The sequence below is a fragment of the Pseudoalteromonas sp. Of11M-6 genome (assembly GCF_022347905.1).
Taxonomy (GTDB): Bacteria; Pseudomonadota; Gammaproteobacteria; order Enterobacterales; family Alteromonadaceae; genus Pseudoalteromonas.
In genome coordinates, this window is sequence record NZ_JAKRFW010000077.1 from 1 (window position 1) to 13,619 (window position 13,619).

At 43.4% G+C, this 13,619-nt stretch carries 12 protein-coding genes and 2 tRNA genes; 2 read left to right on the forward strand and 12 right to left on the reverse strand.

Translation table 11 applies throughout. The features are described from left to right. Nucleotides 1-22: 22 nt before the first annotated feature. From MHN32_RS22415 to xerD, 8 genes are all read right to left on the reverse strand, one after another. Nucleotides 23-99, reverse strand: a tRNA-Arg gene (locus MHN32_RS22415). A 21-nt stretch (nt 100-120) separates the two neighbouring features. Continuing rightward, nucleotides 121-213: transfer RNA gene (locus MHN32_RS22420), tRNA-Ser, on the reverse strand. A gap of 119 nt (nt 214-332) precedes the next feature. Continuing rightward, entirely contained in the window at nt 333-515 is a 183-nt protein-coding gene (locus tag MHN32_RS22425) for a hypothetical protein (RefSeq protein WP_239422854.1), read from the reverse strand. 238 nt (nt 516-753) lie between these two features. Next, complete coding sequence (lysS, locus tag MHN32_RS22430) at nt 754-2,304, reverse strand: lysine--tRNA ligase (protein WP_010375973.1); 1,551 nt, start codon at nt 2,302-2,304, stop codon at nt 754-756. Between the two features lie 27 nt (nt 2,305-2,331). Further along, nucleotides 2,332-3,430 (reverse strand): peptide chain release factor 2 gene (prfB, locus tag MHN32_RS22435; protein ID WP_099030198.1). Its coding sequence is split into 2 segments (ribosomal slippage): nt 2,332-3,354 and nt 3,356-3,430, totalling 1,098 coding nucleotides; the frame shifts between segments, so codons are not numbered across the junction. A gap of 173 nt (nt 3,431-3,603) precedes the next feature. Further along, the gene (gene recJ / locus MHN32_RS22440; protein ID WP_239422855.1) at nt 3,604-5,334 is read right to left on the reverse strand and encodes a single-stranded-DNA-specific exonuclease RecJ; all 1,731 of its coding nucleotides are present in this window, start codon (nt 5,332-5,334) and stop codon (nt 3,604-3,606) included. A gap of 101 nt (nt 5,335-5,435) precedes the next feature. Next, nucleotides 5,436-6,173 carry a bifunctional protein-disulfide isomerase/oxidoreductase DsbC gene (gene dsbC, locus MHN32_RS22445; protein WP_239422856.1) on the reverse strand — a complete coding sequence of 246 codons (738 nt, stop codon included), beginning with the start codon at nt 6,171-6,173 and terminating at the stop codon, nt 5,436-5,438. Between the two features lie 98 nt (nt 6,174-6,271). Beyond that, entirely contained in the window at nt 6,272-7,195 is a 924-nt protein-coding gene (xerD, locus tag MHN32_RS22450) for a site-specific tyrosine recombinase XerD (RefSeq protein WP_239422857.1), read from the reverse strand. 80 nt (nt 7,196-7,275) lie between these two features. Here xerD and fldB point away from each other — a divergent pair, with 80 nt between their 5' ends. Beyond that, nucleotides 7,276-7,800, forward strand: coding sequence for a flavodoxin FldB (gene fldB / locus MHN32_RS22455; RefSeq protein ID WP_039493609.1), 525 nt, complete (start codon nt 7,276-7,278; stop codon nt 7,798-7,800). Nucleotides 7,801-7,845: 45 nt separating this feature from the next. On the opposite strand, the gene MHN32_RS22460 is transcribed toward fldB, so the two are convergent. Both MHN32_RS22460 and MHN32_RS22465 read right to left on the reverse strand, forming a co-directional pair. Then, nucleotides 7,846-9,444 carry a hybrid sensor histidine kinase/response regulator gene (locus tag MHN32_RS22460; RefSeq protein ID WP_239422858.1) on the reverse strand — a complete coding sequence of 533 codons (1,599 nt, stop codon included), beginning with the start codon at nt 9,442-9,444 and terminating at the stop codon, nt 7,846-7,848. Between the two features lie 129 nt (nt 9,445-9,573). After that, entirely contained in the window at nt 9,574-10,278 is a 705-nt protein-coding gene (locus tag MHN32_RS22465; RefSeq protein WP_239422859.1) for a methyltransferase, read from the reverse strand. 67 nt (nt 10,279-10,345) lie between these two features. Here MHN32_RS22465 and srmB point away from each other — a divergent pair, with 67 nt between their 5' ends. Next, nucleotides 10,346-11,572 (forward strand): ATP-dependent RNA helicase SrmB, encoded by a 1,227-nt coding sequence (gene srmB, locus MHN32_RS22470; RefSeq protein ID WP_010606189.1) that lies wholly within the window; start codon nt 10,346-10,348, stop codon nt 11,570-11,572. A 221-nt stretch (nt 11,573-11,793) separates the two neighbouring features. Here srmB and MHN32_RS22475 read toward each other — a convergent pair whose 3' ends face one another. Together MHN32_RS22475 and MHN32_RS22480 are read right to left on the reverse strand one after the other, a co-directional pair. Further along, entirely contained in the window at nt 11,794-12,138 is a 345-nt protein-coding gene (locus MHN32_RS22475; RefSeq protein ID WP_239422860.1) for an energy transducer TonB, read from the reverse strand. 81 nt (nt 12,139-12,219) lie between these two features. Beyond that, nucleotides 12,220-12,771 (reverse strand): hypothetical protein, encoded by a 552-nt coding sequence (locus MHN32_RS22480; protein WP_010606187.1) that lies wholly within the window; start codon nt 12,769-12,771, stop codon nt 12,220-12,222. Between the last annotated feature and the right edge of the window lie 848 nt (nt 12,772-13,619).

Genomic DNA, 13,619 nt, shown 5'->3' on the forward strand with positions numbered 1-13,619 from the left:
TATTTAACCACTCAAGGAGAAGTGGCGGACGCAGGAGGATTCGAACCTCCGACCGCCTGGTTCGTAGCCAGGTACTCTATCCAGCTGAGCTATGCGTCCATACAAGACAACCATTAAAAATGGCGGAGAGGGAGGGATTCGAACCCTCGATAGGGCTACAAACCCTATACTCCCTTAGCAGGGGAGCGCCTTCGGCCACTCGGCCACCTCTCCGTCTTGTGGGGCGTATAATATAGGTTAGAAAAAATATGTCAAATACTTTTCTTGTAAAAAAGCACTGAATGGTGATAGATTGTGCAGTCTGCTTAGTTACTCGGCACTAACGCCAATTTTTACTCATTTTGTAGAGGGTTAGGATCACTGTAGGTATTTCTTAATGCACGTTGTTGACGCAAAACTTCGTCCAAAAATGCTTCTTGATAACCAAGCTGCTGAAACTCAGCGATGCAAGCCCGATAATATAAAATTCTCGCTTGCTCGTGCTCATCGACATTTTCAAACTCATTATCGCTCATCTTTTTGGATTCCCTATTCGTTATTTTTAACGCAGCATTAGAACTTGAAAAAGACTAGTTAGGAAATTGGGATAATCTAGTTTCAAAAGAGAAACAACTTTTATTATGAATAGGAGTTAGCAATAACTACATAATAAAACTAAGTATTTAGAAATACTGTAAGATTTATCTTACGAAAATAACAGAAAAGCGCCATAAGGCGCTTTTCTAGATGTACTTTCAGATTACGTGAAAATACTTACTGTTCAGCTTGCACTTCAGGACGCATATGCGGGAACAAGATAACGTCTTTAATAGTCGGTGAGTCCGTGAACAACATCACAAGGCGATCAATACCAATCCCCTCACCTGCTGTTGGTGGTAAACCATGCTCTAGCGCACGGATATAATCCGCATCGTAGTGCATTGCTTCATCGTCACCTGCATCTTTTTCTTCCACTTGGCGAGCAAAGCGCGCAGCTTGATCTTCAGCATCATTAAGCTCAGAGAAACCATTTGCAAGCTCACGGCCACCCACGAAGAACTCGAAGCGGTCTGTGATAAATGGATTTTCATCGTTACGACGCGCCAGCGGTGATACTTCCCAAGGATATTCAGTGATGAACGTCGGTTGGATAAGTCTGTGCTCAGCGACTTCTTCGAAGATTTCACATAGGAACTTACCTGGACCCCATACACAGTTTTCAGGGATCTTAACGTGAACTTTCTTAGCGTATGCTTTTAGTGCTTCAAAGTGGTTTTCTGGATCTTTGAAGATTTCAGCTTGTGCTTCAGCATCTGGGCCATATTGTAAAATAGCATCAGCCATAGACAAACGCTGGAACGCACTACCAAAGTCATACTCAATCGTCTCTGTCACTTCGCCTTCAGCATTCTTCACAGTATTAACAACCGTAGTAGTGCCTAACACGTCTTGTGCCACGGTGCGTAACATGTCTTCAGTCAAGTTCATCAAATCATTGTAATCCGCGTATGCTTGATAGAACTCAATCATAGTGAACTCTGGATTATGACGCGTAGATAAACCTTCGTTACGGAAGTTACGGTTGATTTCGAACACACGATCAAAACCACCAACCACTAGACGCTTAAGATATAACTCAGGCGCGATACGTAGATACATATCGATATCTAGTGCATTGTGATGCGTTACAAATGGGCGTGCAGAGGCACCGCCAGGAATAACCTGTAGCATCGGCGTTTCCACTTCCATAAAGTCACGTTCAGCTAAGAAACGGCGAATACCCTCAATCACTTTTGAACGAATACGGAATGTTTCGCGCGTGTCCATGTTAGTGATCAAATCAACATAACGCTGACGGTATTTTGCTTCTTGGTCAGTCAGGCCGTGGAACTTTTCAGGTAGTGGACGTAGCGACTTAGTCAGTAGTTCATACTCAACCATGTCGACGTATAAATCGCCTTTACCGGATTTATGAAGCGGACCTTTAACACCAACGATATCGCCGATATCTAATTGACCATACTTCTCTTTTAGGTCTTTTTGTACGTCTTTTGAAGCATAAGCCTGAATACGACCTTTCATGTCTTGCAGCACTAAGAAAGGACCACGTTTCGCAAGCAAACGACCCGCAACAGAAACATGATGATCAAGTTCTACTAGCTCTTCCTTCGATTTATCACCAAACTTAGCCTGTAGATCTTGTGTGTAGTCTTCGCGGCGGAATGAGTTCGGGTGGCCATTCGCAGGGCAATTTTCCCGGATCGCATCTAGCTTGCCACGACGCTCAGCAATAAGTTTATTTTCGTCTTGATTGTGATCTGTCATTGTTTAGCTCTTAGTTTAGCTTGTGGATTAAAGGCCTGATTTCAGGCTTGCTTCGATAAATTTGTCTAAATCGCCGTCTAGTACGGCTTGGGTATTGCGATTTTCAATACCTGTACGCAAATCTTTAATACGTGAATCATCTAGCACGTATGAACGGATTTGGCTGCCCCAGCCGATGTCAGATTTTGCATCTTCTTGGGCTTGCTTTTCAGCGTTTTGCTTTTGCAGTTCAAGTTCAAACAATTTCGCCTTTAACTGCTTCATCGCTTGATCTTTGTTCTTGTGCTGCGAACGGTCATTCTGACACTGCACTACCGTATTGGTTGGTAAGTGTGTAATACGTACCGCAGATTCTGTACGGTTAACGTGCTGACCACCCGCGCCCGATGCACGATATACATCGATACGAAGATCTGCAGGATTAATATCGATTTCGATATTGTCGTCAATTTCTGGATAAACGAATACAGAAGCAAACGAAGTATGACGACGGCCGCCTGAATCAAAAGGACTCTTACGTACTAAGCGGTGTACGCCCGTTTCTGTACGAAGCCAACCGTAAGCATATTCGCCCGTGACTTTAACTGTCGCGCCCTTAATACCAGCAACATCGCCATCTGTCGCTTCAACGATTTCGGCTTTAAAACCTTTCGCCTCAGCCCAGCGCAGGTACATACGCAGCAACATGTTACACCAGTCTTGAGCTTCAGTACCGCCAGAGCCTGACTGTAAGTCGATGTACGCATCGTTGGCATCTTGCTCGCCTGAGAACATACGACGAAACTCTAGTTTTTCCAGCTGCTCAACAAGGCCGTTGACCTCTTGCTCTGCTTCAGTGAAGGTTTCTTCATCTTCGGCTTCTACGGCGAGCTCAACTAAACCTTCTGCATCATCGGCACCAGACACGAGATTGTCGATGGTTTCAACAATCACTTCTAAATTCGATTTTTCTTTGCCCAGTGCTTGGGCTCTTTCCGGCTCATTCCATACAGCAGGATCTTCTAATTCGGCATTAACTTCTTCTAAACGCTCTTGCTTTAGAGCGTAGTCAAAGATACCCCCTAAGAAGCTCTGTACGTTCGCGAATTTCCTTGATTTGGTTAATCACAGGATTCACTTCAAACATTTACCTTTACTCCAGAACTAAATTTGTCGGTTTGTGAATTCACACAAACAGGTCTGACAACGGGTCAGACCATAGATTTAAGCGACCAATAGTATCAAATAATAACCGCGCTTAGCATCCCTTAAAGTGAGAATTTTGGGAGTTTTTTAACAAACTCAGTACGCACATCTCTATTAATTCGATTGCGCCTGAAGTTCACGCACAATGAGCTGCAAATTATATTTACCACGAAACTCATTAATATCTAATTGATAAGCAAATAAAGCATGGGTTGCCTGGAGATTTGGCCAAGCTCGAACGTCAACGTTAAATGCTATCGCATCAACCAATCGGCCCGAGCGATGCTTAAGCACAAGTTTTAGATGTTTGTCGCCAACAATACGTTGCTGCACTAACTCAAATACATCCTGAAATACCGGCTCACTAAATTGCTGCCCCCACGGACCTGCCAGCTGTAGTTCAAAAGCAAAATCCATGGTGAAGCAATCGCCCGGCAGTTCACCGTCCGTCAACAGAATACTTTGCTTTGCTTCTTCACTCAGCGTCGCACTGACGTTTTGTTCAAATATCTGTTTAAACCGCGCAAATTCAGACTCTAAAATGGTCAGTCCTGCTGCCATCGCATGGCCACCAAACTTTACAATTAACTCTGGGTGCTGGGTATTGATTGACTCCAGCAGGTCGCGCATGTGTAGACCTTCAATAGAGCGACATGAGCCCTTGATCTCGCCGTTGTCGCCTTGTGCAAAGATAATGCACGGTCGGTGATACTTTTCTTTTAAGCGTCCCGCCAGAATACCTATCACACCTTGATGCCAATCATCTTGATACAAACACAAGGCATCTGGTACTTCTTGGCTTTTAAGTACCAAGCGCTCCAATACCGCTTGCGCTTCTTGCTGCATACTTTGCTCAATCTCGCGTCGCTCTATATTTAGACTATCGAGCTCGGACGCAATACGGCGAGCTTGGTTAATGTCTTTCGATAGCAAGCAAGCAATACCTAAACTCATATCGTCAAGACGCCCGGCGGCATTGAGTCTTGGCGCTAACGCAAAGCCAAAATCACTGGCACTTAATCTAGCATTATTACGGTTAGAAACCTCGATAAGCGCTTGGATCCCTGGTCGCGTTTGACCACTACGGATCCGGGCGAGTCCTTGGTGTACCAAAGTGCGGTTATTCGCGTCCAACGCCACAACGTCAGCCACGGTTCCTAGGGCAACAATATCTAATAATGTCGCCAAATTTGGCATCGCGACATTTTGCTCCACAAAATAGTTTTGCGCCCGTAAGTAATGCCTCAGCGCTATCAGCAGATAAAAGGCAACCCCAACGCCCGCGATAGACTTAGACGGGAAATCGCAGTCAAGACGATTTGGATTAACAATCGCATCGGCAATCGGCAACTCATCACCTTGTAAATGGTGATCGGTAACAATCACCTTAATACCCGCTTGCTTCACGATTTCGACACCGCGAATACAGGAAATACCGTTATCAACGGTGATCACCAAATCAGGTTTTATGGCAACGATTTGCTCGGCCAATGCTGGGCTTAGGCCGTATCCTAAGCTAAATCTGTCCGGCACGAGGTAATCCACACGCTGAAAACCAAACTGAGGCAGACCCTCCATTAATACGGCGGTGCTCGTTGCGCCATCGGCGTCAAAGTCACCAACAATCAACACTTGTTGTTGCAAAGAAAGTGCTTCAGCCAGAATTTGGCTTGCAAGCTCGATGTCTTTAAATAATTTAAAATCGTGTAAGGTTGCGGCGCTATTATCCAGTTCAACGACCGATTTAACCCCTCTGGCAGCATAAAGCTGCTTGATCACGGGATGCAGTGAAGCCGGTAAATGGCTGTCATCAACCCAGTCTCTTGGTTTAATTTCTGTATGCATACTTTTTCACAAAACAAAAAAGGCCAAAATGGCCTTTTATATTCTTTATCTTGCTATCTTATCGAGTTCTCAACGCGAACTCCATCGCTAAGCGTGAGTCATTATGACTTAGGGCTATTTGCGTCTAGCATTTGTGCAATAGCTGCAGCAGGTTGATAACCTGGGATCATAGAACCATCTTCAAGAATGATCGCTGGCGTTCCTGAAATGCCAAAACTTTGCCCAAGTTGATAGTGCTCAGCTACTGGCGCGTGGCAGTTTTCAACTGGTTTCACTGCACCACCAGCTTTCGCTTCAGTAAGTGCAGCTGCTGCGTCTTTTGCACACCATACGTTTTTCAAATCTTCATAGCCTGAGCCACGCAAACCACCACGTGGGAAAGCTAGGTATTTCACGGTAATACCTGCCGCTAAATAATCTTCTAATTCACGGTGCAGTTTGCGGCAGTAGCCACAAGTAATGTCTGTGAATACCGTGATTTGATGTTTTTCGCTTTCCGCTTTATAGACGATCATTGAGTCTTCGTATTCAGCAATACCTTTTTGGCGCACATCACTCAACGCGTCTTCGGTGATATTACGGCGGTTATCAAGATCAATCATAGTGCCCTGAATTAGGTATTTACCATCGGCACTTGAATACAGTACCCCTTTATCTGTGATCACTGTTTTTAAGCCCGCAAGCGGACTATCTTTGATTTGCTTAACCGTTATACCTAATCCGCTAAATTGCGTTGTAATTGGGTCTACTTGTGCTGTTGGTGCGACAGGACCCTCAACTTGCTCAGCGAAAGCGCCAAAGCTCAATGCCAGTGAAGCGGCAACTATTAGTTTTTTCATTATGTTCTCTCTAAACCTGTTATTTGAGGGGTTCACGCGCCCCTTTGTGTTACTCACTAAGACCGGAGTAACCATAAATAATTCCCAAGCAACAAAAATTAAGCTCTTGGGTGATGTTGCTGGTGTAATGTTTTTAAACGTTCACTGGCAACATGTGTATAAATTTGAGTCGTCGACAAGTCACTATGGCCAAGCATCATTTGCACAACTCGCAAGTCAGCGCCATGATTCAATAAATGTGTTGCAAAAGCATGACGTAACGTATGTGGCGATAACGGCGACTTAACGTCTGCCAAAATAGCATAGTGTTTTATGCGATGCCAAAAGGTTTGTCGCGTCATACCTATACCGCGCTTGGATGGAAAGACAAAATCAGTAGCATGCTTGATCATTAAGCCCCGCCCTTTTTTGAGAAATTGTTCAATCCAATGCAATGCTTCTTCACCCATAGGCACTAAGCGTTCTTTGCCCCCTTTACCACGCACAAGTACAACAGCTTGTCTCATGTTGACTTGCTCCATTCTTAGCCCGACTAACTCAGTCACGCGCAACCCCGTGGCATACAAGAGTTCAAGCATTGCTTTATCTCTCAACCCCATAGGGTCGTCACAATCAGGAGCGTTTAACAAGGCCTCAACTTCTTGCTCTGACAAGGTTTTTGGCAGCGATGGTGTTGTTTTAGGTTGCGCAATAGTATCCAGTGGAGACTGCGCGATTTGTTTTTCTCGCGACCAATATAAATAAAACCTCTTTAATGCACTGATGGCTCGCGCGTTACTCTTTGCTTTTAAGCCCTTGTCTATTCTGTGTGCTAGATAAGCCTCAACGTCTTGACTTGTGATTGCCAGTAAAGAAGACACCGAGGTTTCTGCTTTTATAAATAAGAGAAATTTTTCAAGGTCGCTGCGATAGGCTGCAATAGTATTTTCACTGAGCCCTTGCTCCAAAAATAGCGCATCTAAAAAGGCTTCTATATATTGCGGATCGGACAGTGTATGGGTAGTTGCTTGGTGTTCGCTCACAGAGTACCTGTATTAATTATTAACGTCATGATGTAGACTTGCCACCTATAATACCAGTCAAATTGAAAGTGATAAATACAATGCAAATTGGGTTATTTTACGGCTCGACAACATGTTACACAGAAATGGCCGCAGAAAAGATTCAAGAAATCATCGGCAAAGACACAATTACCTTATTTAATATTAAGGACGAGCCGCTAAAACAAGCTGAGCAGTTTGACTTCCTCATTTTTGGTATCTCAACATGGGACTTCGGCGAACTTCAGGAAGACTGGGAGTCTCACTGGGACGATATCGACAGTGTTGACCTTAGCAACAAAGTGATAGCGCTATTCGGCATGGGTGACCAACAAGGTTATGGTGAATGGTTTCAAGATGCACTAGGCATGCTACATGAAAAAATTGCCCCTCAAGGCGTCACCTTTTTAGGTTACTGGCCAAATTCAGACGACTATGAATTTGAAGCGTCAAAAGCACTGACCGAAGATAAAAGTCAGTTTGTTGGTCTGGCACTAGATGAAGACAGTCAATACGACAAAAGCGACGAGCGTATCGCGACTTGGATAGAGCAAATCATGACGGAATACGCCGAATTAGATATTTAGCGTAGTAAACGTTAATACTAATTAATGTAATTCAAGGCCGTGTTATTACTTATAAAACTGGCTCAATGCGGCCTCAATTTGAGATAGCTTGTACGGCTTATGGATCACATTATCAAAAACTTCATTTTGAGCTTGAGTTAAGAAAATATCAGCGGTTATCGCCAAAATCGGTAACCTTGAATTTTCTTGTTTGATTAAATGTGCCGCCTCTGTACCACTCATACCCGGAAGATTCACATCCATAAAAATGATGTCAAAGTGTTTTTCTTTTGCCACTTCAAAATAGGCTTCAGCAGATTCGAAAATATCATAACTACAATTCAGTTTGTCGAGTATCGCAGTGATCAGTAGCTGATTAAGCGGATTGTCTTCTATTACACCAATTTGATGATAGAAAATGGCGATATGCTCTGTTTTTGGTGGCGAAGCAACTTTGACTCCACTTTCACTTCGGCACGGAATAATAAACACTACCTCAGTTCCTTCGCCCTCTTGACTAGAGACACTGATCCGCCCCCCCATAATATCAATAAGTGCTTTAGTTACACATAGGCTTAACCCAACCCCTAAGTTTCCTCTACCCTCAAACATGCTAAAGCGGTCAAATAGATTACTTTGCTCAAGCGCCGAAAGGCCTTTACCACTGTCTTTTACAATAAACTGTATTTCATTACCAATGACATATGCTCTGAGCACCACTTCTTGCCCAGCCTCGCTGCTCTGAATTGCAGTGTCGAGTAAAGTCTCTATGACGCGCGACACTTTATCCTTATCGAGCATCAAAGCCTCACCTTTATAGACGCCAGCAATAGAGTGCGTAATCGTAATATCATGTTGTTTTGCCTCAGTAGCAAAGCGAGCAACTGACTGCTTTAGTAGATCGGATAATGAACAAAGAATGGGTTCAAACTGAACTTTTTCACCTTCAATAAGCTCAAGCTCTAATACGGAATCAATGACAGTAAGCAGTTTACTCCCCCCTGTTTCGATATTTTGCAGGTAGCTTGTCGTAGATTCAGAAAACCCTTCAGCTTCAGCTGAGTTGAGTACCACATCATTAAAACCAATGATGGCGTTAAGTTGAGTGTGTAATTCATGGCTGATATCAGATAAAAAACTGTCCTTGGAATCATTGAGCAGCTTAAGTACGTTTACTTCTCTGCGCAGTTCAAGTTGCCGAATAACCTGACAACCCAAGGTGGCGAGTGTTTTCCTTTGCAAATCGGTGAGTTTTTTAGGCTTATCACTGATAGCACAAATAGTGCCTACCTTATAACCGCCTGAGCTAATCAGCGGTGCACCGGAATAATGGCGGATTTTCGGACCGCCTGTAACCAGTGGATTGTCAAAAAAGCGCTCATCTTCTAGGGCATCTTGCACCTCAAATACATCTTCTTGCAAAATAGCATGAGAACAAAAGGAGATATCTCGATGGGTTTCATCCACCTCAAGCCCCACTTTAGACTTAAACCATTGGCGATTTGTGTCTATCAAGCTAATAAGCGCGATAGGCGTTTCACAGATCTCTGACACCAGCTGCGTAATTTCATCAAGATTTGCTTCAGCAGCTGTATCCAATACCTTATATTCGCGCAGCGCTTTGAGACGATTTTCTTCGTTATTTGGGATCTCGGCTTTTTTCATGAATACCTACACAAGCGAATTAAACCAGCTAAGTACACGTAAATCAGACTGCACTTTTGACACGATGATTCTGACAATTTCTTAGCTAAAGTGTAGAAGATAAATCATGATACGAGCAAAAAACATCCATCACATTTTTAGGTAAAACTCATGACATAAAGAAACAAAATCATTCGTATATTGGTTATCTACATCGTATATCACCAACGATTGCTCATGACTGGGTTGTGCTAGGTTTTGTTTACCGATCAGTAGCAATCTGCGAGAGTAAGATTTACTCGGGGTGGTTTTAATCGCACAGCTTGAAACAAGAAACCAATTTCGCGCTTTGGCAAGCTGACAAAAGAGCAAACTCTCTTGATAGGGTAAAATTACCGCAAGTTGCCCAGCATCCGTCGTAAACTTTTCGAAGGCATCAAGCAAGGCATCAAAACTTAGGCTGTCCGTATGTCTCGCTCTATTTCTTGCTTGATTTTCTCCTTTCAAGCTCGCGTTGAAGTAAGGTGGGTTTGATACCATGAGGTCAAAGCGCAGCTCGTTATCAAACTCTTGTATTGCACAGCGATGTAGCTCAATATCAGGCCACGGGCTGTGCTTGATATTAAATTCTGCATCCTTTAACGCATTGTCATCAAGCTCAACCGCATGGACTGTACTCATTGGGCTTCGCTGTTTACACATCAATGCGATAAGCCCAGTTCCCGTTCCGACATCAACAATCCGGTTGGCTTCAGCGAGTGGAACCCACGCGCCAAGCAAAATACCATCCGTCGAAACCTTCATTGCCGCATGATGCTGAGTCACCGAAAACTGTTTAAATGCAAACTGAGACATCCTATACCTTTGAGAAAATGCAATAGCAACGTATAATTCCGCTATTGTCCTTTATTTGTGATGCAATATGCAATTTACTGAATTTGATTTAGACAGCAAGCTGATTAGTGCGATTAAAAAAATGGGTTTCGATACTCCCACCAGCATTCAACAGATGGCTATTCCTGAAGCGCTAATTGGCCGAGATATTCTCGCCAGCGCACCAACCGGTACGGGTAAAACCGCTGCATTCTTGATCCCTGCGATTCAGTATTTGCTTGATTTCCCTCGTAAAGAGCCAGGCTTTGCCCGCGTACTTATCATGACGCCAACGCGTGAACTTGCCTATCAAATACACGAGCAATGTGAACTCCTTGCCGCAGGTGTTAACCTTAAAATAGGCGTGGTAACTGGCGGTATTAATTACGGTAGTCACAAAGAAATCTTCGAAAAGAACAATGATATCCTCATCGCAACCCCAGGTCGTTTGATGGAATATCTTGAAACCGAGAACTTCCACGCAGAAAACGTTGAGCTACTGATCCTAGATGAAGCCGACCGCATGCTAGACATGGGCTTTCGAAAAGAAATGCTACGTATTTGCTCTGAAGCGGTAAACCGTCGCCAATGCTTTTTATTCTCAGCAACCCTTGAGGGCGAAAGCGTTGAGAAGTTTGCTGAACGTATATTACAAGACCCAGCACTACTTGAAGCCACTCCATCACGTAAAGAAAAAGGTAAAATCCATCAGTGGGTTCATCTTGCAGATAACTACGAACACAAAGTCAATTTGCTCGCACAACTGCTTGATGACGAAGAAGTAACCAAAGCGGTTATCTTCGTAAAAACGCGTGAACGCCTAGAAACACTCGTTGGTGAGCTATTTGCTAAAGGCATTAAAACCACTTGGCTACGTGGTGAAATGCCACAAGACAAACGCATGGCTGCGATGGCAAGTTTTCACAGTGGTAAGACGAATATCTTAGTGGCAACAGATGTTGCAGCCCGTGGTATCGACGTTGCGGATATCAGCCACGTATTTAACTTTGATATGCCACGCACCGCAGATATTTATGTACACCGCATCGGTCGTACAGGCCGTGCTGGTAAAAAAGGCACCGCGGTTTCTTTGGTTGAAGCCCACGATGTTGAAATTTTAGGTAAGGTTGAGCGTTACACCGACCAAAAACTTAAGCGCCGTGTAATTAAAGGCTTAGAACCTAAACACAAAGAAGCAAAAGCACCGAAGAAGAAAAAAGATCCGGTGAAAATCAAGGCGAAAAAGAAAGCCGCCAAGGTTAAAAAGAAAAAGTAACCCAAAAAACCAGCGTCAGTACGCTGGTTTTTTATGCTAATATGAGTAAACCTTAACTTACTTTGTTAGATTTGGCTGATAAAACTTAGTAAATCTAACGGTCGTATATGCGCCAATAGCAGGCTGTGGTAACGCCGCATTTAAGTATTTACTTCACTTCCTCAGCTTTGATGTTAATAGTGATGGGTGTGACTTATTTTTCATGCTTGTTAGCTATACATTTAACCCAATGTAAAGTCTAATTGTACCTTAAGATCTTTTTGAATAACGGCAACGCCATTCTCTACTTTAGGGGCATATTTCCAATTGGAGAGAGCTTTGATTGCAGCTTTATCAAAGACTTGTTCAGGTACAGACTTTAGTACCTGAATGTTAATAGGCTTTCCACTTTCACTGATATCAAAACTCATTTGAACATAGCCTTCGATTCTATTGCGAGCAGCATAAGCTGGAAATGTTGGATTTGCTGTTTCTTGTAGGGTAGCATTAGCTCTATCAGGTAATGGTTTTGAAGCACACCCCATTAGTAAAGTAATTGCTAATGACACCAAAATTGAATATTTCATAAAACCCCTTTTGTATACCGCCCAAAGCAGCGGCGCGCGTTAGCGTGTCCAGCCACGTAGTGGCGATGCTGCCTTTGCTTGTTATGTTTTTTTACCTAATAATTCTGACTGTTTTCGGGTTAATTCATCGAATACTGGCTTTACTGAATCCATTAAACCCTTCGTTGGCCAATTATTCACAGATACATGTTCCGAAAAGTCCTGATTTTCCCATTGAGCTATAACTGCTCGATATGAACTAACATGGGATAGCGCCAGCGTGAATGCTTCAGGAATTTCATCTCCTTCAATGAGATGTATATTTTCGATTATTATTGATTCAACTCTCTCATTAAGAGGGTGGAATACATTTACAATCCATGTCCTCCACTTTAGCAATTCAGCTTCTGAAAGTTGGTCTTCACCTTTTCCAAAATACCCTGGCATTCCATGACTAGGCCAATGTTTTTTAGTAAAAGAAACCCAAGTTTCATGGCTTGCCGTTAATGTTGCCATTAGTGGCCCATATAGATTTTCTAATTGTTCGTTAATTCGAGCGAGTTGCGCTGACCTTTTCTCAAAATGCAGTTTGCTAAAATGTGCTACAAGCCAACCCGTAACGGCGATGAGCGCACCCGCTATAACTTTTTCCATGGTGATTTAGGCTCCTTTTCTGAAAACATAACATTTTAGTATTTATGCGACATGCAGTTTGTGTTGCATAATCGCTTGTTGGACTGAGCAGCTAGGTGTGTCAGAATTGGTGTTGTTTATGCTATGGCTTACTTAGAAAAAATAGGCTTTTTGGAGGCTCTCACTTTCCTAGCTAGTGTAATCAGTTTAGCTAGTGTTATGTAAGCTTTCCCTGCATTGCTCAGCGCTTATTATGTATTCATTACACCTACATTTGCCTTAATAAGCAATTATATTTTTTACGCATACAGAGGCCGCTAGCCTGAGTAATTAAGCAGGTTAACTACTTGATTTTACAAAGCAGCCATAATCAAGCATCCCCTCCTTGGCTGATATCAAAGCGCATCCATGCGCTTCTCGTTCATTCTTTTTAAACGACGCAAAAGAACGAACCAAGAAAATGTCGCCCCAGCATCACACTCAATCCTCAAACCCTAAGCCGATATAGTGCAACCGCCTTGTAAGGCACATCCCTATGCCTGACAAGACTTAGCCAACATCCTGTCGGCACATTGCATATCAGCTTATGCTTTTCGGGTGTGATGAAGGGGGGATTGGTTTTGACTACGAGCTCTAGTTTTTCTCTCAAAGCAGCAAATTTGCCTGCAAGCACCAAACAAAACTATCAGCACCGTTTTCCTCCCTCATCACACCCGAAAGTGAATTGCCAATGAGTCATTTCAACGCATGGATGCGTGAAAAGCGGTGACAGGGCCAAGGATGGCCCTTACACCGCGGTGACGTTCATATTGGCAATTTACTTGAGGAGTCAGTGTGATGTTGGGAGTGCCCTTTCTTTTGCGCAACGA

Coding starts and splice junctions, on each gene's coding strand:
- recJ (WP_239422855.1), bottom strand. CDS start 5,334: ATGCATACAGAAATTAAACCAAGAGACTGGGTTGATGACAGCCATTTA.
- dsbC (WP_239422856.1), bottom strand. CDS start 6,173: ATGAAAAAACTAATAGTTGCCGCTTCACTGGCATTGAGCTTTGGCGCT.
- MHN32_RS22460 (WP_239422858.1), bottom strand. CDS start 9,444: ATGAAAAAAGCCGAGATCCCAAATAACGAAGAAAATCGTCTCAAAGCG.
- lysS (WP_010375973.1), bottom strand. CDS start 2,304: ATGACAGATCACAATCAAGACGAAAATAAACTTATTGCTGAGCGTCGT.
- MHN32_RS22480 (WP_010606187.1), bottom strand. CDS start 12,771: ATGGAAAAAGTTATAGCGGGTGCGCTCATCGCCGTTACGGGTTGGCTT.
- MHN32_RS22425 (WP_239422854.1), bottom strand. CDS start 515: ATGAGCGATAATGAGTTTGAAAATGTCGATGAGCACGAGCAAGCGAGA.
- MHN32_RS22475 (WP_239422860.1), bottom strand. CDS start 12,138: ATGAAATATTCAATTTTGGTGTCATTAGCAATTACTTTACTAATGGGG.
- srmB (WP_010606189.1), top strand. CDS start 10,346: ATGCAATTTACTGAATTTGATTTAGACAGCAAGCTGATTAGTGCGATT.
- MHN32_RS22465 (WP_239422859.1), bottom strand. CDS start 10,278: ATGTCTCAGTTTGCATTTAAACAGTTTTCGGTGACTCAGCATCATGCG.
- fldB (WP_039493609.1), top strand. CDS start 7,276: ATGCAAATTGGGTTATTTTACGGCTCGACAACATGTTACACAGAAATG.